This is a genomic window from Janthinobacterium aestuarii (assembly GCF_051380835.1).
Lineage (GTDB): Bacteria > Pseudomonadota > Gammaproteobacteria > Burkholderiales > Burkholderiaceae_D > Janthinobacterium > Janthinobacterium aestuarii.
Window position 1 is genome coordinate 441562 of the sequence record NZ_JBNYXU010000004.1, and the last position, 19494, is coordinate 461055.

The window sequence follows — 19494 nt, forward strand, 5'->3', positions numbered from 1 at the left end:
TCAATTATAATGCAAGCCTATTGCATTGAATTGCCCATTTCAGGAATCCCATGTCCGTGTTTTTACGCCGCCCCGTGGCGCTTTTGCTGGCCGCCGCCAGCCCCCTGGCGCTGGCCGCCGAACCTGCCGCCGACCAACCCGACGCGCAGGACGTCGTCACCGTCAAGGCAGAGCGCCAGCATTACCGCAGTTTGTCCGCCACGGGCGCCACCAAGACGGATGCCTTGCTGATGGACTTGCCGCAAAGCGTGCGCGTGCTGACTGGCGACCTGCTGCGCGACGCGGGCGTGACGACTTTGGCTGGCGCGCTGGACCTGGCCAGCGGCATTGCAAAACAAAGCCCGCTGGGCGGCCTGTGGGACAGCTACGCCATGCGCGGCTTCACGGGCGACCCGAATTTCGGCTCCGACTACATGGTCAACGGGTTCAGTTCCAGCCGCGGCTACAACGGCATGCGCGACGGCGGCAATACACAGGCCGTGGAAGTGCTGAAAGGCCCCGCGTCGGCCCTGTACGGTCGGGGCGAGCCGGGCGGCACGGTGAACATCACGACGAAAAAGCCGAAGTTCGCGCCCGAAGCCAGTGCCGATGTCTCGCTCGGCAGTTTCCAGACGCGCCGCGCCGCCGTCGACTTGACGGGACCCTTGAGCGGCACCATCGCCTACCGCCTGAACGCGGCGCATGAAGAGGGGCACAGCTTCCGCGATACGGTGAAAGTCGAGCGCAGCCTGTTTTCTCCCTCCTTCCTCTGGCTGCTGGGCGAGCACACGACCGTGTCGTATGAAATCGAAGCCGTGCGGCAGCGCGCGCCATTCGACCGCGGCGTCGTCGCCGTGAATGGCAGGCTGGGGGCGGTGCCAGTGTCGCGCTTCCTGGGCGAGGCGGGCGACGGGCCCATGACGGTCAAGTCGCTGGGGCAGCAGCTGTTCATTCACCACGCGCTTTCCGACGCCTGGACGGTGCAGGCGGGCGCTTCCTACCGCGACAGCGAATTGCGCGGTTATTCGACCGAGGCGAACAGGCTGCTGGCCGATGGCCGCACCTTGAACCGCCAGCGCCGCCACCGCGATTTCTCGGCCACCGACGTCTCCGCCCGCGTGGAGGTGCTGGGCAAGTTCAGGACGGGCGCGCTGGCGCACGAGGTGCTGGCCGGCGTCGACGCCTATCATTTCGACGACCACCGGGTGCAGCTGCGCCGCAATCCCTCGGCCGCGAATGCCTATGCCATCGATATTTTCAATCCCGTGTACGGCGGCAAGGCCGATCCGCTGGCCCTGTCCATCGATACGCAGGAAGGGCAGAGGGCGCGCGGCCTGTATGCGCAGGACCAGATCGACCTGGGCGCGCAATGGAAGGCGCTGGTCGGCGTGCGCCACGATAGCTACACGCAGGACGTGACGAACAATCGCCTGCACGTGAGCAACCGCCAGTCGCTGTCGGCTACCAGCCCCCGCGCTGGCCTCGTCTACCAGCCGTCGAAAGCGTGGTCGCTGTATGCGAGCGCGGCCAAGGGTTTCCGGCCCAACAGCGGCATCAGCATAGCCAACCAGGCGTTCCCGGCCGAGCGCAGCCGCTCGTATGAGCTGGGCGCCAAGCTGGAAACGGGCAAGCTGACGGGTACCGTGGCCGTGTACGACATCCGCAAGAGCAATGTGCTGACGACCAATCCCGCCAACACGGACTTCGCCATCGCGGCGGGCGAGGTGGGCAGCCGGGGACTGGAGCTCGACGTATCGGGCGAAGTGGCGCGCGGCTTGCGCGTCTCGGGCGCCTATGCCTACACCAACGCCACCGTCACGCGCGGCGACAATACGATCGTAACGGGCAGCCGCTTCGCCAACGTGCCGCGCCATAGCGCCAATCTGCTGGCCACGCAGCAATTCGCGCTGGGCACGGGCACGGCCAGCGTGGGCGGCGGCGTGCAATACGTGGGCGAGCGCCCGGGCGACGTGGCCGTCAGCAGCAAATTTACCTTGCCGGCCTATACGACGGCCAAACTGCTGGCATCGTACTCGCCGAACCCCAAACTGCGCCTGGCCCTGAACGTGGAAAACCTGTTCAACCGCAGCTATTATGCGAGTTCCTATAGCCAGCTGTGGGTGGCGCCGGGGGCGGAGCGTACGGTGACGTTGAATGCGCATTACAGGTTTTGATGTATTTACCCAACAGCAAAGTGCTGGGGGGCGGACCTTAAGGTCCGACCCCAGTTTCTGCCGTTGGGGTACGCACGCTACTCTTACCCTTACATTAAAAATGAATAAATGACTGCTTCCCTGACTTCCCCCGCCACCCTGCGCGCCCGCATCGCCGTCATCGACGTCATGCGCGGCCTCGTCATGCTGATCATGCTGTTCGACCATGTGCGCGAAACGGTGTTCCTGCACCACCAGGTGGGCGACCCGATGGATGCTGCCCACGTCGACCCGGCCCTGTTCTTCACGCGCCTGGCGGCCCACGTGTGCGCGCCCATGTTCGTCTTTTTGACGGGTTTGTCGGCCTGGCTGTATGCGCATCCGGCCGCCGGTCCGCGCAGCGCCAGCGGCTTTTTGTTCAAGCGGGGCTTGTTGCTGGTGGTGCTTGAACTGGTGTTCGTCAACTTTGCCTGGATGGGCACTTTCACGCCGGCGATCCTGTATCTGCAGGTGATCTGGGTCATCGGCCTGGCCATGATGGCGCTGGCCGTGCTGCACAAGCTGCCGCTGAAAGTGCTGCTCGTGCTGGGCGTGGCGATCATCGCGGGACAGCATTTGTTTACCTGGCTGCACGCGGAAGAGGGCAGCCTTGGCTACTATCTGCTGACGGTGCTGCTGCAACGCGGTTATCTGGTCGCCGATGGCGCCATGAAGATCAAGGTCAGTTATCCGCTGCTGCCATGGATAGGCGTCATCGTGCTCGGCTATGCGGCCGGGCCCCTGTATGCACGGGGATTGTCTGCCGACCGGCGTCGTCGCCTGCTGCTGGCGCTGGGCGGCGGCAGCTTGCTGCTGCTGGCCGTGCTGCGCGGCTTCAATATTTACGGTGAAAACCTGCCGTGGGTGGCCGGCGACACGGCCTTGCGCACGGCCATGAGCGTGCTGAACTTCACCAAGTATCCGCCGTCGCTGGACTTCCTGCTGTTCACTCTGGGCCTGGGCTTGCTGGGCATGGCCTGGCTGGAAAGCGTCGATAACTGGTTCACGCGCGCTTGCGCCACCTTTGGCGGCGCGCCCATGTTCTACTATCTGCTGCACCTGTACCTGCTGCTGCTCATCGGCACTACCTTGACGGCCGTGCTGGGCTCCAATCACGGCGCCCGCTATGGCGTCGAGCACATCTGGCAAGTGTGGCTGATCGCGCTGGCTCTGATGCCCGTGTTGTACTTTCCTTGCCGCGCGTTCGCCAATTACAAGCGCACGTCGAAGCAGGCCTGGGTGCGCTACTTCTAAGCTCGCCTATTTGCAGTAGAGGCGGTCAATGCTGTGCGGCGACGCCAGGTAATGCCGCGTCTGCCAACCGATGGCCACCCGGTAGGCGCACGGCGGATCGAGCGCCACGTTGACGGGGAAGCCGCCATTGTTGCCCGACAGGTGAAGCCCGCCCGCGCCGCCACGGAACAGATAATTGCTGGACGGTGGTGGCGGCGTGAAGCTGGCGGCTGGCAGCGGTGGCGGCGGGTGCGTGATGCCGTTGTTGTTGGAAATCGTGACATTGAAAAAGCGCAGATGCGGGTGGTCTATCGTGTACAGGATATGCACGAGGCCGCCCGCGATGGGGTTGCAGGCATTGCTGCGCAGCTCTTCCAGGTCCAGCGCCACGATGACGGGCGAGTTGTCGAAGACGATGGAATCGAGCCCGTCCGTGGCCACGAGGGCCATGCTGACGCCGTCGCGCACTTCGAAGCCCAGGCGATAGCGGCGTATCGGTTCGCTCTCGGCCGCCGTCAGGCTGCGGCCCGCGTCGAGGATGGGCAAACCGCCCGGCAGCTTGGCCGGATGCAGGCTCGTGATGGCCGGCGTATTCACGGTCAGCAAGTCAAACGTGCGCAGGAAGATGTTGGGCGCCACGTTGACGATGGCCGTCGTGCCGTCGCGCATGTCCACGGTGACGGGCTTGCCGTCCACCCGTATCCAGCCGCCCGGCTTCAAATCGCCCGCATCGATGATGACGGGCGCCGAATCGCCGAGGCCCAGCCCGTTCGTATAAAACACATAGCCGACATGCGTGCCGAGGATTTGCGTCAACGGCGCCAGGCTGGCGGGCGCCACCGAGGGGATGGCGGCCGGGTCGTCGCTGCCGCCGGGCCAGGACCATTCGCCGATCAGGAAGCGGTATTCGAGCGGGTTGGCGGGAATGACGCTGTTGCGCAGCGGGCAATTGCCTTTCAATGTCACGCCGCCGGCGAACACATACGAGGCGCCGGCGCCGCCCGCATAGCCTTGCGCGGAAAAGCCGGCCAGCGAGGGAAACGGGTGGATGTCGAAGATTTCCACCTGCTGCCAGTGGGGCACGCCTTCCACGTCGGGCGGCAAGACTTCTTTCGAGCACAATTCCACGCAGAAACAGTGACCCACGTTTTCGCGCCCCGGCTGGCGGCCGTTGGCCTGCGTTTCCGACAGGATGGTGACGCTACCCAGCTGCGCCGTGAAATACACGTCGGGTCCGCTGGCGAATTCCACGTTGATGAACGGAGAAAAGGGCGTGAGCGTGAAGTCCGACGTCAGGTAATCGATGCGGAAGCGCCCGCTGGCGTCCGTCACCGCGACGCCGAGCGCATCGTCCTGCAGCCAGTCGGCGTCGAATGCCCGCACGGTGGCGCCGGCGATCGGCGCGTGGGGAGCGTCGCAGGTGCGCAGGCGGCCGCAGATGGTCCAGGCGCCGAAGCGGGCGCGCACGAGGCACCAGAAGCGTTGCGGCAGGCAATAGTCCCAGATGGCGAGGAAGTCGTTCTCTGCCTGGCGCCAGCGGGGCTGGATGGTGGTGATGGAAAACTGCAGCGGCACGGGGTCTTTCGGCCCCGGTTTCAACTGCGGCACGGTAGGGCACAGGATATCGACTTCGACCGCCTCGCCCTGATAATCGCCTGCCAAGGTGAAATTGTAGTTGCCGTCCTCGTCCGTGCGCGCTTCGGCCAGCAGGAACGGTGCTTTCGCCTGCACCTCTTCTTCCGTGAGGATGGCGAAGGTTTCCTTGGCGCTGGCCATGGCCAGGGCCGTGACGTTTTGCGACTCGCGCGGCCGGTACAGGCGCACGATGACGTGAGACAAGGCTTCAGGACACTCGGCACAGATCAAGCCGCATAGCTTGCCCCGCAGGATATAGGCCATGATGGCTCCCTTGCTGATGTGGACGGCGCGCCGCCCGGAATGGCGGCGCTGTTACCAAGCTAGCAAATGAGCAGCGGTCGGGCTTGATCCTGCGTAAAGTATGGCTATTTGATCAGCGCCAGCACGTCGCGGAAGCGCGGGTGCTTGCAGTCTCGCAGCCACTCGAAGGCCAGCATCTCCACCGTCACCAGATGGGCACCGAGCTTGCCCAGGCGGGCCAGCGCCGCGTCGCGGCTGGCCCCCTGGCGCGAACCGACGGCGTCGATGGCGATGATGACCTCGTATCCCAGCTCCAGCAGGCCGATGGCCGTCTGCAGCATGCACACATGGGCTTCGCACCCCGTGACGACGATCTGTTTGCGCCCGGCGGGCAGCATCTGCTGCAAGCCGTCAAAACAGGCGCCGAAATGCGTCTTGTGCAAGGTCCGTTCGCACAGGGCGGCGATCTCTTCCACGTTCGGCCCCAGTCCCTGGCGGTTCTGTTCCGTGCCCAGCACGGGCACGTCGAGCAGGCGGGCGATCTTTGCCAGGCGCAGGTTTTGCGCCAGCACGAGGCCCGCATCGTGGATGGCCGGCATCAGGCGGCCTTGCAGGTCGACAATGACCAGCACGGCCTGGTTCGCATCCATCAGCATGGCGTTCTCCTTATTAGTATGTGGCGACAGTGTAGCGCGCCGCAGCGTGCTCAAGCTGGCCAGCTGGGCGTGGCCGTTTCGCCCATCAGGTAGGCATGGTTCAAATCGATGGCGCTGCGCAGGTAATTCCACAGGGCGCTGACCCTGGCGATGTTGCGCCGCTCGCTGGGAGAAATCATCCAGAAGGCGCGCAGCAGGTCGATCTCGCCGTCGAGCACGGGCACCAGTTCGTTCGACTGCTGGGCCACGAAGCAGGGCAGGATCGCCAGCGCCTGGCCCGCGCGCGCCGCGTGGTACTGGGCGATCACGCTGGTGCTGCGAAACGCGCGCAGGGAGTCGGGCGCCACGTTGTCCATGTAGCGCAGTTCCGAACTGAAGACCAGGTCATCCACGTAGCCGATGATCGGGTGCTGCGCCAGTTGCGCCACGCTGGTGATCGGCGCGTGGCGCGCCAGGTAGGCTGGCGTGGCGTACAGTTTTAATCGGTAGTCGGACAATTTGGTCACCACGTACGGGCCGGACAGGGGGCGTTCGATGGAAATGGCCACGTCCGCCTCGCGCTTGGACAGGCTGACAAAACGGGGCACGGCGATCAGGTCCACGCTGATGTGCGGGTACCGCCCGCAAAACTGCGCCAGGTGGGGCGCCAGCACGATGGCGCCGAAGCCCTCGGTGGCGCCCAGGCGCACCTGGCCCGACAGCAGCCGGTTATGTTCGCCCAGTTCCTCGGTGGCGGCAAACACCGTGCTTTCCATGGTTTCCGCGTATTCCATCAGGCGATGGCCCTCGGGCGTCAGCTGGTAGCCCACGTAGTTGCGGTCGAACAGCTGCGTGCCCACCTGCTCCTCGAACTTGCGCATGCGCCGCGACACGGTGGAGTGGTCGATGCCCAGCTTTTTCGCCGCATCGACGAGGCCGGCGCTGCGCGTCAGTTCCAGGAAGACCCGTACATTGTCCCAATCGAGCATGGCAAACCCTCTCTGTGCATTTTTGCAAAGGAATTATGCATTAATTTCACTTGAGCGCATATTTTTACACATGCAGAATGCATCTACACATATAAGAAAACCCCATCCACCTGGAGACACGCATGAAAAAAACCGTTCTGGCCATGGGCGCGCTGGCGCTTACCCTGTCCTTTGGCGCGCACGCGCAGATTTCCGATGGCGTCGTCAAGGTCGGCATCCTGACCGACATGTCCGGTCCGTATTCGGCCATGGGCGGGCGCGGCTCCGTCGTCGCCAGCCAGATGGCCGTCGAGGATTGTTTGAAGGCCGAATGCAAGGGCATGAAGATCGAGATCCTGTCGGCCGATCACTTGAACAAGGCCGACATCGCCGCCTCCAAGGCGCGCGAATGGATAGACCGCGACAAGGTCGACGCCATCGCCGATCTGACCAATTCCTCGGTGGCCCTGTCCGTGCAAAAGCTGATGAAAGAGAAGGGCGGCATCGCCATGTTCAGCGGCCCGGCCACGGGGCGCCTGACCAATGAAGACTGCTCGCCGAACGGCTTCCACTGGATGTTCGACACGTATTCGCAGGCGGCCGGCACGGCGGCGGCGCTGACCAAGCTGGGACAAAAGTCGTGGTACTTCGTCACCGTCGATTACGCGTTCGGCCACTCGCTGGAAAAGGACGCCAGCGATGTCGTCAAGCGCAATGGCGGCACCGTCGTGGGCGCCGTGCGCCATCCGCTCAACGCTTCCGATTTCTCGTCCTTCCTGGTGCAGGCGCAAGGCTCGAAAGCGCAGGTGATCGGCCTGGCCAACGGCGGCGCGGACACGGTATCGGCCATCAAGCAGGCGCGCGAGTTCCGCATCGGCAGCGGCAAGGACCAGCGCCTGGCCGCCTTGCTCGTGTTCCTGTCGGACGTGCACGCGCTGGGGCTGGACACGGCCCAGGGCCTCGTCTACGCGGACGGTTTTTATTGGGATTACGACGACCGCAGCCGCGCGTTTGCGAAACGCTTTGAAGCGCTCAACAAGGGCGCCAAGCCGACCATGGTGCAGGCGGGCGTGTATTCGAGCGTCTATCACTACCTGAAATCGGTGGCGGCCGCCAAGAGCGACGACTCGAAGATCGTCGCCGACAAAATGCGCCAGCTGCCGATCAAGGACGCCGTCATGAACAACGCCTCCATCCGTCCCGACGGCCGCGTGATTCACGACATGTACCTGGTGCAGGTCAAAACCCCGGCCGAATCGAAAGGCGCGTGGGACTACCTGAAAGTGCTGTCGACCATCCCCGCCGACCAGGCGTTCAAGCCGATGGATGCGGCCGCGTGCAACCTCGTTAAAAAATAATCACGGAGTCAAACAATGAACCAAGCCCTCACCCAAGTCCCTGCTGTCCCCCTGCACATCGGCGGCAAGCACCACGCTTCGACCAGCACCGAATGGCGCGACGTCATCAACCCGGCCACGCAGGAAATCGTCGCCAAGGTGCCGTTTTCCACGCCGGATGAAGTCAACCTGGCCGTGGCCACGGCCAAGGAAGCATTCAAGACCTGGCGCAACACGCCGCTGGCGGCGCGCATGCGCATCATGCTCAAGTACCAGCACCTGATCCGCGAAAACATTGGGACTTTGGCCGAACTGATCACGCGCGAGCACGGCAAGACCTTGCCCGACGCGGAAGGGGAAGTGATGCGGGGCCTGGAAGTGGTGGAGCACGCGTGCTCGATTGCCACCTTGCAGCTGGGCGAGATTGCGGAAAACGCGGCCACCGGCGTCGACGTCTACAACATCTACCAGCCGCTGGGCGTGGGCGCCGGCATCACGGCCTTCAACTTCCCCGTCATGCTGCCGTGCTTCATGTTCCCGATCGCCATCGCCTGCGGCAATACCTTTGTATTGAAACCGTCGGAGCAGGATCCGTCCTCGTCGATGTACCTGGTTGAACTGATGTACCAGGCGGGCTTGCCGGCCGGCGTGCTGAATGTCGTGCATGGCGGCGCGGACGTCGTCAACATGCTGTGCGACCATCCCGACATCAAGGCCGTCTCCTTCATCGGTTCCACCCATGTGGGCACGCATGTGTACCGCCGCGCCAGCGAATCGGGCAAGCGCGCGCAATCGATGATGGGCGCGAAAAACCACTGCGTGGTGCTGGCCGACGCCAACAAGGAACAGGCGATCAATAACCTGATCGGCGCCGCGTTCGGCGCGGCCGGCCAGCGCTGCATGGCCAATTCCGTCGTGGTGCTGGTGGGCGAGGCCCGCTCCTGGCTGCCGGAAATCGTCGCCCGCTCGCAAGCGCTGAAAGTGGGGCCGGGCAGCGATCGCACGGCCGACCTGGGACCGATGGTGTCCAAGGCCGCCATGCAGCGGGCGGAAAATCTGATCCAGGCGGGCGTGGACGAAGGCGCGCAACTGCTGCTCGATGGCCGCGGCCACAAGGTGGCCGGCTACGAAGGCGGCAACTTCATGGGGCCGACGATTTTTTCGAAGGTGGCCGCATCGAACTCCGTCTATACGCAGGAAATCTTCGGCCCCGCCATGTGCGTCGTCGAGACGGACACGCTGGATCAGGCCATCGCCTTCATCAACGCCAACCCGAACGGCAACGGCACGTCGATCTTCACCTCGTCCGGCTGGGCGGGGCGCAAGTTCCAGAACGAGATCGACGTGGGGCAGGTGGGCATCAACGTGGCCATTCCCGTGCCCGTCGCCTACTTCAGTTTCACGGGCTCGCGCGCGTCGAAACTTGGGGATCTGGGTCCGAACGGCAAGCAGGCCTTGTACTTCTGGACGCAAACGAAGACCGTCACGGCGCGCTGGTTCGCCCCGGACGACGGCGGCAGCGGCGTCAATACCACCATCTCGATGAAATAAGGGGACGCCATGGGCACCAATATCGTTTTCATCGGCCTGGGGAACATGGGGCTGCCCATGGCGCAAAACCTCGTGCGGGCCGGCCATGCTGTGACGGGTTTTGACCTGGTGCCGGCCAGCGTGCGGCAGTTCGCCGACGGCGGCGGCCTCGTATCCGATGACCAGGCGGCGGCGATCCAGGCCGCCGATATCGTCATCACCATGCTGCCGGCCAGCCGGCATGTTCTCGGCGCGTATCTTGGAGACACGGGCATTCTGGCGCAGGCGCGGCCCGGCACCTTGCTGATCGACTGTTCGACGATTTCCACCGAGGCGGCACACCAGGTGGGCCGCGCGGCGCAGGAGCAGGGCATGCCCATGCTGGACGCGCCCGTCTCGGGCGGCACGGCGGGCGCCACCAACGGCACCTTGACCTTCATGGTGGGCGGCGAAGCATCCGCGCTGGCGGCGGCGCGGCCCTATCTGGACGTCATGGGCAAGGCCATCTTCCACGCGGGCGGCTCGGGTTGCGGCCAGACGGTCAAGATCTGCAACAACATGCTGCTGGGGATACTGATGATCGGCACCAGCGAAGCGATACGCCTGGGCGTGGCCAATGGGCTCGATCCCAAAGTGGTGTCGGACGTGATGGCAAAAAGCTCGGGCCGCAACTGGACCCTGGACGTGTACAACCCGTGCCCGGGCGTGGCCGAAAACGTGCCCGCGTCGCGCGGCTACACGGGCGGCTTTGGCGTCGACCTGATGCTGAAAGACTTGGGCCTGGCCGTGGAAAGCGCGCTGGCCAGCGGCGCAAGCGTGCCGCTGGGCGCCTTGTCGCGCAATTTATACAGTTTGCACAGCAAGGCGGGATCGGGCGCGCTGGATTTTTCCAGCATTTATCAACTGCTGGGCGAAAAAGCTTAAGGTTGTTGTGCCTGCAGGGCCGCCAGGTCGGCCCTGGCTTTTTCCAGCTTGCCTTCCAGCTTGGCGATCTTCTTCGGCTGTTTATTGGCTTCCTGGGCCAGGCGCAGCGAACGCTCCGTCTGGTTGACTTTCGCCTGCGCCTTGACGATTTTCTTGTTGTTGCGTTCGACCAAGGTGCTGTCGCGGCAGTGGGCGTTGACTTCATCGAGCGCGCGCGTGAGGCCCGCGACCTTGTCGGACAAGCCCTGTTCTTTGGCCTGGCGCAATTCGCTGCGGATGCTTTCGCGCTTGGCGGCGCAGCCGGCCAGCTGGGTGTCGGCGGCGCTGGCGGCTCCGCTTGCGGCGATGGCAAGGAGCAAGGTCAGGGCGGTTTTCGATAGATGGTTCATAGTGTTCCTGTATCAGTGGTGGGCCCGTGCAATGTAAGCCCGCCGGTGTGCCCTGTCAAACTTCCCGTACCGTGCGCGCCTTCTTGGCGAGCCATCGGCTACCATGCGTGTTTTCTTCTTTCCGACACCGTCGCATGCCCAAGAAATTACTCTGTCTGATTCCTTTTCTGCTGCCGCTGCCCGTCCTGGCGCAAACCTCGCCCACCTTGCTCGACCTGCAGCTGATCGCCATCAAGGCCAGGGCGGATGTGGCTAGCCATAGCCCGCAAAGTATCGCCGAATTTGCCGAGACCCGGCGGCTGGCGGAAACGGGCGACGTGGAGGCGCAGCTGGACCTGGCGCGCATGCTGCAGCTGGGCGTCGGTACCCCGCAAGACACGGCGCAGTCGATGGCCTGGGTGCGCAAGTCGGCCGAGGGCGGCTATGCGCCGGCGCAATCGGCTTTGGGCCTGGCCTATGCCGTGGGTGGCAAGGTACCCATCGACCGTGTGCAGGGAGAATACTGGCTGCGCAAGGGCGTGGCGCAGGGCGACGCACTGGCGCAAACTATCCTGGCGCTGGAATTTATCGATGGCGGCAGCAGTGCCGAAGAACAGGCGCTGGCCATCACCTGGCTGAAGGCGGCGGCGAACGAGCAGCACTTTGTGCCCGCCTACAATGCGCTGGGCGAGCATCTGATGCGCGCCGCCACCGATGAGCAGCAGCGCGGCGAGGCCTTCCACTGGTATGACAGATCGGCGCGTGAAAAGGAGCCGGCCGGCATGCGCAACCTGGCCCGCGCGCACGAACTGGGCCTGGGCGTGAAACAGTCGGACAAGCTGGCCCTGGTGTGGTACGAACGGGCGGGATGGAGCGACGACGTGCCCGCCATACGGCGCATGGTCGATGTGTACGTCAAGGGCGAACTGGGACAACAGGCGAATGCCGAAGACGCCGCCGGATGGCGCGGCAAATTGGCTGAAAAGGAAAACAAATGAAGACCATGTTGTTCATCTTGAGCCTGGCGCTGGCGCAGCCCGTCCTGGCGCAACAGGCAGCCACCAAAGCACCGCGCCAGCATCCGGCGCTGGCCGAATTCGACACACACGGCCTCGATGACATGCGCGCAAAGGTGCAGGCCGTGATCAACCGCCCGGCCGACCTGTCGCTGGACAAGGTCGCCGCCTTCGAGAAAGCGCGTATCGCTGCGGAAGCGGGCGACACCGCCGCCCAGCTGGAACTGGCGCAGATGCTGCATGAGGGCGAGGGCACGCCGCGCGATGCCGACGCCGGCCTGGCCTGGATGAAGAAATCGGCCGAAGGCGGCTATGGTCCGGCGCAGGCATTCCTGGGCGTGGCTTATACCTTGGGACAGGGCATGGCCATCGACCGCAAGCTGGGCGAATACTGGTCGCGCCAGGGCGCCGCGCAAGGCGTGGAACTGGCCAACTTCATGGTGGCGCAGCACTTTGAAAACATCCACAGCAGCGCGGAAGAACAGGCGCATGCGCTGCACTGGCTGAAGTTTTACGCCGAGAATGGCTTCATCCCCGCCTACAATGAAATCGGCTACCGCCTGATGATGACGGCGAAGGATGATGCGCAGCGCAAGGAAGCGTTCGGCTGGTACATGAAGTCGGCCAAGGCGCTCGATCCGTCCGGCTTGAACAATGTCGCGTACTCGTATGAGGTGGGGCAGGGCGCACCGCAGAGCGACGAAGCGGCCTTGGGCTGGTACGAGATGGCGGCCATCGCCAAAAGCCCGCCGGGGCAGACGGGCTTTGCGCGGCTGCTGGAGCAGGGCCGTGGCGGCCCGACCCGGCAAGGGCCGGCTCCTAAACCGTTCGCGTTGTACCTGCTGGCCGCAAAGCAGGGCGATGCTGAAGCCATCGAACGGCTGGTCAAGGTGTACGATAAGGGCGAACTGGGACAGGCGGCCGACCCCGCGCAGGCCGCACTGTGGCGTGAAAAGCTCAGGCTGGCCAAGACGCCTTGACCGGGCATGACGGCGCGGAAACGGCATGCTATCATCATTGTTATCGATAACAATATCATGAGAGAACCATGAATCCCGATTTCCGCTCCAAGGCGATGCTCGAAGCGCATATCCTGCACACGATGCACTTTTATCACCCGCGCGCCATTGACCCCAGCGGCGGCTTTTATCATTTCTTCCTCGACGATGGCACGGTGTACGACGCCAGCACGCGCCACCTGGTCAGCAGTACGCGCTTCATCTTCAATTACGCCATGGCGTACCGCCGTTTCGGCGGCGACGATTACCAGGCGGCCCTGCGCCACGGCGTGGCCTTTTTGCGTGACGCGCACCGCGACCCGGCCACGGGCGGCTACGCCTGGCAACTGTCATGGAAAGACGGCGTCAAGACTGTAGAAGACGGCGCCAACCACTGCTACGGCCTGGCTTTCGTGCTGCTGGCCTATGCCCACGCCTTGCAGGCGGGGATGCCGGAAGCGCGCGCCTACCTGGACGAAACGTTCGAATTGATGGAACAGCGCTTCTGGCTGTCCGAACACGGCCTGTACGCGGACGTGGCCAGCGCCGACTGGTCTGCTCTGGATGGCTATCGTGGCCAGAACGCCAACATGCATGCGTGCGAAGCGATGCTGGCCGCGTTCGAAGCGACGGGCGAGGCGCGCTATCTGCACCGTGCGGAAACGCTGGCGCACAACATCACCGTGCGCCAGGCGGGCCTGGCGCACGGCATGATCTGGGAACACTACACGCCCGACTGGGCTATCGACCGGGATTACAACCTGCACGACAAGAGCAATATCTTCCGTCCGTGGGGCTACCAGCCCGGCCACTTCACGGAATGGGCCAAGCTGCTCTTGATCATGGAGCGGCACGCCAAGTTCATGGCCGGTCCTTCCGACTGGCTGCTGCCGCGCGCGCGCGAACTGTACGACACGGCCCTGGCCAGGGCCTGGGATGGCGCGCATGGCGGCATCCACTACGGTTTCGGCCCGCACGATGAAATCTGCGATGGCGACAAATACTTCTGGGTGCAGGCGGAAAGCTTCGCCGCAGCCGCCGTGCTGGCCGCGCGCACGGGCGACGACGCCTACTGGCAAAGCTACGACAAGATATGGGACTACAGCTGGAAGCACTTCGTCGACCATGAACACGGCGCCTGGTACCGCATCTTGACGCCCGAGAACCAAAAAATCAGCAACGAGAAAAGTCCGGCCGGCAAGACCGATTACCACACCATGGGCGCCTGCTATGAAGTGCTGAACGTGATTGGCGGTGCGGCATGAGCACCTCTTTTCCAACTTTTGTCTCGGCTGGCGAAGCGCTGACGGACATGCTGCGCACGGGTCCGGACACCTGGAGCAGCCAGGTGGGCGGCTCGACCTGGAACGTGGCGCGCGTGATGGCGCGCCTGGGCGTGCCCAGCGCGTTTGCGGGCGCCGTCAGCCGCGACGTCTTTGGTGACGCGCTGGCCGCTGCCACCGACGTGGCGGGCCTGGACATGCGCTTCCTGCAGCGCCATGCGAAGTCGCCGCTGCTGGCCATCGTGCATGAACTGCATCCGCCCACGTATTACTTCATCGGCGACGACAGCGCCGACCTGCATTTCGACGCGGCGCTCTTGCCTGCCGGCTGGATGCAGGGCGCGCAATGGGTGCATTTCGGCGGCATCAGCCTGGCGCGCGAACCGCTGGCGGGCAAGCTGGTGACGCTGGCGCAGGAACTGAAGGCGGCTGGCGTGAAGATCAGCTACGACCCGAATTTCCGCATCATGATGGATGAACGCTATGACGCGACCCTGCGCCGCATGACGGAGCTGGCCGACGTGATCAAGGTGTCCGATGAAGACCTGGTCGGGCTGTTCCGCCACGGCGACATCGATGGCGCGTTTGCCATGCTGCGCAGCTGGAATCCGCACGCCACGTATTTGTATACGCGCGGCGCGCAGGGCGCGGCGCTGTACCGGGGCGAGCAGACATGGCAGGCGGCGCCGCCCGTCATCGAGGTGGTCGACTCGGTGGGGGCGGGCGACGCCAGCATCGGCGGCTTGCTGTACAGCCTGATGTACCGCCCGGATGCCGACGGCGGCCAGCACCTGCGCTTTGCCGTCGCGGCCGGGGCGGGTGCCTGCCTGGCCGCCGGTGCAGCGCCTCCTTCGGTGGAGCTGGTGCAGTCGCTCGAGACACGCACGGTCGTCAGTTAAGTCAGGCTTGGCCTGATCTGCATCAACAAGGTAGCCGCATTTACGCTTGGCCTACCTTGTTGCAAGCAATGCTCCTACATGGCTACCGCAGGGCACTGTCTACAATGTCTACTTCGTGCTGACATTTGGAGACAACATCATGGCCACCCAATCACCTCAGGCAGCTTCCGTTTCCCAAACACAGGCAGGCATGCCGGACATGGACGCGATCGAGCTGCTGACGCAAGACCATCAAACCGTGAAAGAACTGTTCGAACAGTATGAGGGCTTCAGCGACTGTTCGCTCGTCAGCAAGCGCAAGCTGGCCCTGAAAATCTGTGAGGAACTGAGCAAGCATGCGATGGCGGAAGAAGAAATTTTCTATCCTGCCGTGCGCGAGGCCAGCCGTTCGAACGAAGACTTGATCGATGAAGCCATCGTCGAGCACGCATCGGCCAAGGAATTGATCGCGCAAATCGTCGCCATGGCGCCCGGCGAAGACTTGTACGACGCCAAGGTCAAGGTGCTCTCCGAGCAGATCGATCACCACGTGCTGGAAGAGGAGAGCGAGATTTTCCCGCGCGCGCGCGATGCGGAAATCGACCTGCAAGCCATGAGTAGCCAGATCGCGGCGCGCAAGGCGGAAATCGAGCTGCCAGACATGCAGGCCTGAGCCCCATGGATGCGCGTGCCTAGCGCGCGCGTCCCGTCGACGCCCGTTCCATCAGGGTAAACGCCATCAAATGATGCGTGGCCGTCGCCGTTTCCCCGGCGCGGCGCTGGCGGATTTCGTCGATGACGAGGCTGACGGCGGCGCGCGCCATGTCGGCGATGGGCTGGTGGATGGTGGTCAGCTCGGGCCAGACGGTGGTGGCGACGGGCGTGTCGTCGAAACCGCACACGCTCAATTCCGCCGGCACCTGCAAGCCCATGCCGTGCGCCACGGCCAGGGTGGCGGCGGCCATGTCGTCGTTGCTGGCGAAGATGGCGCTCGGGTGCGGTGCGTGCGCCAGCAGCTGGCGCGCCGCGTCCAGTCCCGATCGATACGTGAAATAGCCTTGCGCCACCCTGTGCGGCGCTACCTGCAAGCCCGCTTCCCGCATGGCGTCCTCGAAGGCCTGGCGGCGCAGCAGGGCGGGCGTGTGCGCCGGGTCCCCTTCGATGAAGCCGATGTCGCGGTGGCCCAGTGCGAGCAAGTGGCGCGTCATGGCCAGCGCCCCTTCGTAGTCGTCGATGCGCACGGCCGAGACGCCGGGCGAGGGGCGCGCCGTGGCCACGGCGATAGCGGGGATGCCCATCTGGTTCAGTTGCGCCAGCACGGCGGGCGAATCGCACAGCGGTGGCGGCACGAGGATGCCATCCACGCCGGCGGCCACCAGGCAATCGATGCCGGCGCGCTGGCTGCCCTGGTCTTCGCAGCGTTCGAGCAGCAGCTGGCCGCCGCCCTGGCGGCACTGGTCCATGGCGCCGACGAGGAATTCGCTGAGAAACGCGGCGCTGGGGTTGCTGTATAACAGGCCGATGCGCAGGGTGCCCGTGCGGGCGGCTCTGGCCGCCAGGTTGGGCTGATAGCGCAGGCTGGCGATCGCCGCCTCGACCTTGTCGCGCGTGGCCGTGCTGACGCTGGCGCGCCCGTTGATCACGCGCGATACCGTCATGGCCGACACGCCGGCCACGCGCGCCACGTCGTGCACGGTGGCCCCGCTGGCGGCGTCTGGTGCGGCGTGCGCCGCCTTATTCGAGGTGACCACCGAATTTCAGCTTGCCGCTGATGCGCATGCCGTGCAATTGACCCTCGTCCAGCTCGGCGGCGCTGGTGCGCTGCGCCGTGTCGCGCCGCGCCAGTCCCACCGACAGGATATCGAGCATCATCAGCTGCAGCAGGCGCACGATCATGGGCACGAAATTGAGGTTGCCTTCCGGGTGGTTCAAGGTCAGCAGAACGTCGGCCAGCTTGGCCAGCGGCGAACCGCTGGCCGTAATCGCCAGCACGCGCGCGCCGCAGCCCTGCGCCACCTTGACGGTGCGCAGCAGGTCGGGCAGGGCGCCCGAGCGGGAAATGACCAGCGCCACATCGCCCGGTTTCAGCATGGCGGCGCTCATTTCCTGCGCCTGCGGGTCGGCAAAGAAGCTGCTGACGATGCCCAGGTTGAGCAGCTTGTGCTGCATGTCGTCGGCCACCACGCGGGCGCTGCCCACGGCCAGCAGTTCCACGCGCTGCGCGCCGCGCAGCAGTTCGATGGCCGCCGTCAGCGCTTTCACGTCGAGCATGTCGCGCATGGCCAGCGCGGCCGAGGCATTATTGCCCAGCACCTTGCGCGCCAGTTCCGCGTCGGAATCCGAGATCTCCACGTGGCAGTGCGCCACCGTGATGGCGCCGCCCGTCAGGCCGGACGCCAGCTTCAATTTGAAGTCGGCCAAGCCCTGCACGCCGATCGAGCGGCAAAAGCGCATCACGGTCGGCTGGCTCACGCCCACCCGCTGGGCGATTTCGGCGATCGGCAGCGTGAGCATGGCGTTTGGTTCTTTCAAGACCCAGTCGGCCACCTTGCATTCCGATGGGCTCATGCGCCCGCGCGCCTGGCGCACGGATTCGAGCACGGGCGCGCCGGTATGGGCGCGCTTGAGCTTTTGCGCCAGGATGGCGGCGATGCCGAGGAATGTCGGCAGTTCGGCCGTGATCAGGAAGGTGGGAATCTGCGCCAGGTATTCGTTCAGGCGGCCCTTTTGCTCGAAGCGGGCGCGGAACTGCGACTGTTCGAACAGGGGACCCAGGCGCGGCACGATGCCCCCGCCTATATAGATGCCGCCCAGCGCGCCCAGGGTCATCGCCACGTTGCCGGCGATGGAGCCGAGGATGGCGCAAAAGCAGTCCACCGCTTCGAGGCACACGTCGCATTCATTGTTCAGGGCGCGGCTGGTGATGTCGGCCGCCAGCAGCGTCGGCGCATCGGGTTTGCCGGCGCGCTCGGACAGGGCGCGGTAGATCAGTTCAAGCCCCCGCCCGGAAGCGAGGCGTTCGGCCGAGACGTGCGACAGCTCGCGCCAGGCGAAGGACAGCACGTCCATCTCGCGCTGGTCGCACGGAGCGAAGCTGACGTGGCCCCCTTCGCTGCCCAGCGCGATCCAGCGGTCTTCCGCGGGGATCATGCCCGACACGCCCAGGCCCGTGCCCGAACCAAGCAAACCGATGACGCTGTCGGCGCGCGCCATGCCGCCGCCGATCTGCTGGCGCTGGTCGGGCCGCAGGTAGGGCAGGGCCATGGCCAGCGCCGTGAAGTCATTCACCACCAGCAAGGTATCGAGACCCAGCGCGGCGCGCATCGCCTCGATCGAGAAGAACCAGTGATGGTTCATCATGCGGATATTGTCGTCGTCGATGGGATTGGCGATGGCAATGGCCGCATGGCGCACGCGCGCCGAACCGGCGGCGCGCGCTTCGTCGCTGTCAATATATGCGGTGATGGCGTCGAGCAGCGACGCGTAGTCGTCGCAGGGCAGCACGGCCACCGCTTCCAGGTGGCCCTGGCGTGTTTCCAGCACGAAGCGGGCATTGGTGCCGCCGATGTCCGCCAGCAGGCGGGGGCCTTCACTGAAACGCTCCGCCGGATCGCTGCCTGCTACTTCCATTTTTTCATCAATTTTCATGGCGGTGCCTAGTCTCGTATGCGTGCGCGGTCGTGGCCGCGCACTGTCGTTATGGCAAAAACCAAGGATTTTAATTCGTATACGTGCCGCGTGCCGAAAAATGCGGGGTGCTTGCCCAAATGCCTGTCCACCGTGCCGGATGCGGTGGCGCCAGCGGAAAAAAAACAGGGCAGTCAACCCGCCTGTCGGTACGCAAATAAAGTGTCGCAGAGTAGTCGTAGGATTACAACATAATATGTTGATATTTGTTCGTAGTATAGTTACTATGTCCCTGCTGGAAAGAATTCTGGCCAGTACATTCGGCCACGAATGACTAGATAAAAAATAACTACTGAGGAGACTTACCATGCTGCATCGCAACATGTTGAAGGCCGTGTTGAAGACACTGCCAGCTGCCATCGTCTTGGCCATCGCCAGCGGTTCCGCTGCCGCCGATCCAATGTACCCATCCGACGCCGAAGGCTTCCACGGCTACCTGCGCGCTGGCGCCGGCAGCAATACCTCGGGTGGCGGCGGTTCGCAAGGCTGCTTCGGCCTGGGTGGCAACACCATGAAATATCGTCTGGGCAATGAGTGCGACGCCTACACGGAATTCGGCTACACCAAATCCGTCGCCAAGTCCGGCGG

17 protein-coding genes are annotated in these 19494 nt (G+C 64.4%); 11 read left to right on the top strand and 6 right to left on the bottom strand.

Annotated features, from left to right (window positions below; all coding sequences use genetic code 11):
* Positions 1–50 precede the first annotated feature (50 nt).
* Together ACQ4WO_RS14350 and ACQ4WO_RS14355 are read left to right on the top strand one after the other, a co-directional pair.
* Positions 51–2153 (top strand): TonB-dependent siderophore receptor, encoded by a 2103-nt coding sequence (locus ACQ4WO_RS14350; RefSeq protein WP_436482030.1) that lies wholly within the window; start codon positions 51–53, stop codon positions 2151–2153.
* Between the two features lie 108 nt (positions 2154–2261).
* Entirely contained in the window at positions 2262–3425 is a 1164-nt protein-coding gene (locus ACQ4WO_RS14355; RefSeq protein ID WP_436482031.1) for an acetyltransferase domain-containing protein, read from the top strand.
* A 6-nt stretch (positions 3426–3431) separates the two neighbouring features.
* Here the strand turns inward: ACQ4WO_RS14355 and ACQ4WO_RS14360 are convergent, their stop codons facing one another.
* From ACQ4WO_RS14360 to ACQ4WO_RS14370, 3 genes are all read right to left on the bottom strand, one after another.
* Complete coding sequence (locus ACQ4WO_RS14360; RefSeq protein ID WP_436482032.1) at positions 3432–5303, bottom strand: transthyretin-like family protein; 1872 nt, start codon at positions 5301–5303, stop codon at positions 3432–3434.
* 104 nt (positions 5304–5407) lie between these two features.
* Positions 5408–5938 carry an isochorismatase family protein gene (locus ACQ4WO_RS14365; RefSeq protein WP_230519502.1) on the bottom strand — a complete coding sequence of 177 codons (531 nt, stop codon included), beginning with the start codon at positions 5936–5938 and terminating at the stop codon, positions 5408–5410.
* A gap of 50 nt (positions 5939–5988) precedes the next feature.
* Positions 5989–6906, bottom strand: coding sequence for a LysR family transcriptional regulator (locus ACQ4WO_RS14370; RefSeq protein WP_034757572.1), 918 nt, complete (start codon positions 6904–6906; stop codon positions 5989–5991).
* 122 nt (positions 6907–7028) lie between these two features.
* Here ACQ4WO_RS14370 and ACQ4WO_RS14375 point away from each other — a divergent pair, with 122 nt between their 5' ends.
* Genes ACQ4WO_RS14375 through mmsB form a run of 3 tightly spaced genes read left to right on the top strand, consistent with a single transcriptional unit; the run spans position 7029 to position 10676 of the window.
* Positions 7029–8243, top strand: coding sequence for an ABC transporter substrate-binding protein (locus ACQ4WO_RS14375; protein WP_319992783.1), 1215 nt, complete (start codon positions 7029–7031; stop codon positions 8241–8243).
* A gap of 15 nt (positions 8244–8258) precedes the next feature.
* Positions 8259–9773 carry a CoA-acylating methylmalonate-semialdehyde dehydrogenase gene (locus ACQ4WO_RS14380; protein WP_436482033.1) on the top strand — a complete coding sequence of 505 codons (1515 nt, stop codon included), beginning with the start codon at positions 8259–8261 and terminating at the stop codon, positions 9771–9773.
* A 9-nt stretch (positions 9774–9782) separates the two neighbouring features.
* Entirely contained in the window at positions 9783–10676 is an 894-nt protein-coding gene (gene mmsB / locus ACQ4WO_RS14385) for a 3-hydroxyisobutyrate dehydrogenase (protein WP_436482034.1), read from the top strand.
* On the opposite strand, the gene ACQ4WO_RS14390 is transcribed toward mmsB, so the two are convergent.
* Positions 10673–11065 (bottom strand): DUF1090 family protein, encoded by a 393-nt coding sequence (locus tag ACQ4WO_RS14390; protein WP_436482035.1) that lies wholly within the window; start codon positions 11063–11065, stop codon positions 10673–10675. The two genes, mmsB and ACQ4WO_RS14390, sit on opposite strands and share 4 nt — an antisense overlap.
* Before the next feature lie 134 nt (positions 11066–11199).
* Between ACQ4WO_RS14390 and ACQ4WO_RS14395 the strand changes: the two genes are divergently transcribed.
* The 5 genes from ACQ4WO_RS14395 to ACQ4WO_RS14415 all read left to right on the top strand — a co-directional run bounded on the left by ACQ4WO_RS14395 (position 11200) and on the right by ACQ4WO_RS14415 (position 15892).
* Complete coding sequence (locus ACQ4WO_RS14395; RefSeq protein WP_436482036.1) at positions 11200–12042, top strand: tetratricopeptide repeat protein; 843 nt, start codon at positions 11200–11202, stop codon at positions 12040–12042.
* Positions 12039–13040 (top strand): tetratricopeptide repeat protein, encoded by a 1002-nt coding sequence (locus ACQ4WO_RS14400; protein WP_436482037.1) that lies wholly within the window; start codon positions 12039–12041, stop codon positions 13038–13040. The genes ACQ4WO_RS14395 and ACQ4WO_RS14400 overlap by 4 nt, the downstream gene beginning before the upstream one ends.
* A 68-nt stretch (positions 13041–13108) precedes the next feature.
* A complete protein-coding gene (locus ACQ4WO_RS14405) occupies positions 13109–14323 on the top strand; it encodes an AGE family epimerase/isomerase (RefSeq protein WP_436482038.1) in 1215 nt (404 codons plus the stop codon).
* Positions 14320–15240 carry a carbohydrate kinase family protein gene (locus ACQ4WO_RS14410; RefSeq protein WP_436482039.1) on the top strand — a complete coding sequence of 307 codons (921 nt, stop codon included), beginning with the start codon at positions 14320–14322 and terminating at the stop codon, positions 15238–15240. Before ACQ4WO_RS14405 ends, ACQ4WO_RS14410 begins: the two co-directional genes overlap by 4 nt.
* A 199-nt stretch (positions 15241–15439) precedes the next feature.
* Complete coding sequence (locus ACQ4WO_RS14415) at positions 15440–15892, top strand: hemerythrin domain-containing protein (RefSeq protein ID WP_436482051.1); 453 nt, start codon at positions 15440–15442, stop codon at positions 15890–15892.
* A gap of 19 nt (positions 15893–15911) precedes the next feature.
* Here ACQ4WO_RS14415 and ACQ4WO_RS14420 read toward each other — a convergent pair whose 3' ends face one another.
* Positions 15912–16970: a LacI family DNA-binding transcriptional regulator gene (locus ACQ4WO_RS14420; RefSeq protein ID WP_436482040.1), complete on the bottom strand. Its 1059-nt coding sequence runs from the start codon at positions 16968–16970 to the stop codon at positions 15912–15914.
* Entirely contained in the window at positions 16954–18867 is a 1914-nt protein-coding gene (locus tag ACQ4WO_RS14425; protein ID WP_436482041.1) for a glucokinase, read from the bottom strand. The genes ACQ4WO_RS14420 and ACQ4WO_RS14425 overlap by 17 nt, the downstream gene beginning before the upstream one ends.
* A 346-nt stretch (positions 18868–19213) precedes the next feature.
* Here ACQ4WO_RS14425 and ACQ4WO_RS14430 point away from each other — a divergent pair.
* Positions 19214–19494 (top strand): carbohydrate porin (locus tag ACQ4WO_RS14430; protein ID WP_436482042.1); only part of this gene is annotated, 281 nt, incomplete at its 3' end.

What these genes read in the sequence shown, in the direction of transcription:
- ACQ4WO_RS14355 (WP_436482031.1), top strand. Translation starts at nt 2,262, where the DNA reads ATGACTGCTTCCCTGACTTCCCCCGCCACCCTGCGCGCCCGCATCGCC.
- ACQ4WO_RS14365 (WP_230519502.1), bottom strand. Translation starts at nt 5,938, where the DNA reads ATGCTGATGGATGCGAACCAGGCCGTGCTGGTCATTGTCGACCTGCAA.
- ACQ4WO_RS14410 (WP_436482039.1), top strand. Translation starts at nt 14,320, where the DNA reads ATGAGCACCTCTTTTCCAACTTTTGTCTCGGCTGGCGAAGCGCTGACG.
- ACQ4WO_RS14405 (WP_436482038.1), top strand. Translation starts at nt 13,109, where the DNA reads ATGAATCCCGATTTCCGCTCCAAGGCGATGCTCGAAGCGCATATCCTG.
- ACQ4WO_RS14400 (WP_436482037.1), top strand. Translation starts at nt 12,039, where the DNA reads ATGAAGACCATGTTGTTCATCTTGAGCCTGGCGCTGGCGCAGCCCGTC.
- ACQ4WO_RS14380 (WP_436482033.1), top strand. Translation starts at nt 8,259, where the DNA reads ATGAACCAAGCCCTCACCCAAGTCCCTGCTGTCCCCCTGCACATCGGC.
- ACQ4WO_RS14425 (WP_436482041.1), bottom strand. Translation starts at nt 18,867, where the DNA reads ATGAAAATTGATGAAAAAATGGAAGTAGCAGGCAGCGATCCGGCGGAG.
- ACQ4WO_RS14375 (WP_319992783.1), top strand. Translation starts at nt 7,029, where the DNA reads ATGAAAAAAACCGTTCTGGCCATGGGCGCGCTGGCGCTTACCCTGTCC.
- mmsB (WP_436482034.1), top strand. Translation starts at nt 9,783, where the DNA reads ATGGGCACCAATATCGTTTTCATCGGCCTGGGGAACATGGGGCTGCCC.
- ACQ4WO_RS14370 (WP_034757572.1), bottom strand. Translation starts at nt 6,906, where the DNA reads ATGCTCGATTGGGACAATGTACGGGTCTTCCTGGAACTGACGCGCAGC.
- ACQ4WO_RS14360 (WP_436482032.1), bottom strand. Translation starts at nt 5,303, where the DNA reads ATGGCCTATATCCTGCGGGGCAAGCTATGCGGCTTGATCTGTGCCGAG.
- ACQ4WO_RS14390 (WP_436482035.1), bottom strand. Translation starts at nt 11,065, where the DNA reads ATGAACCATCTATCGAAAACCGCCCTGACCTTGCTCCTTGCCATCGCC.
- ACQ4WO_RS14395 (WP_436482036.1), top strand. Translation starts at nt 11,200, where the DNA reads ATGCCCAAGAAATTACTCTGTCTGATTCCTTTTCTGCTGCCGCTGCCC.
- ACQ4WO_RS14415 (WP_436482051.1), top strand. Translation starts at nt 15,440, where the DNA reads ATGGACGCGATCGAGCTGCTGACGCAAGACCATCAAACCGTGAAAGAA.
- ACQ4WO_RS14350 (WP_436482030.1), top strand. Translation starts at nt 51, where the DNA reads ATGTCCGTGTTTTTACGCCGCCCCGTGGCGCTTTTGCTGGCCGCCGCC.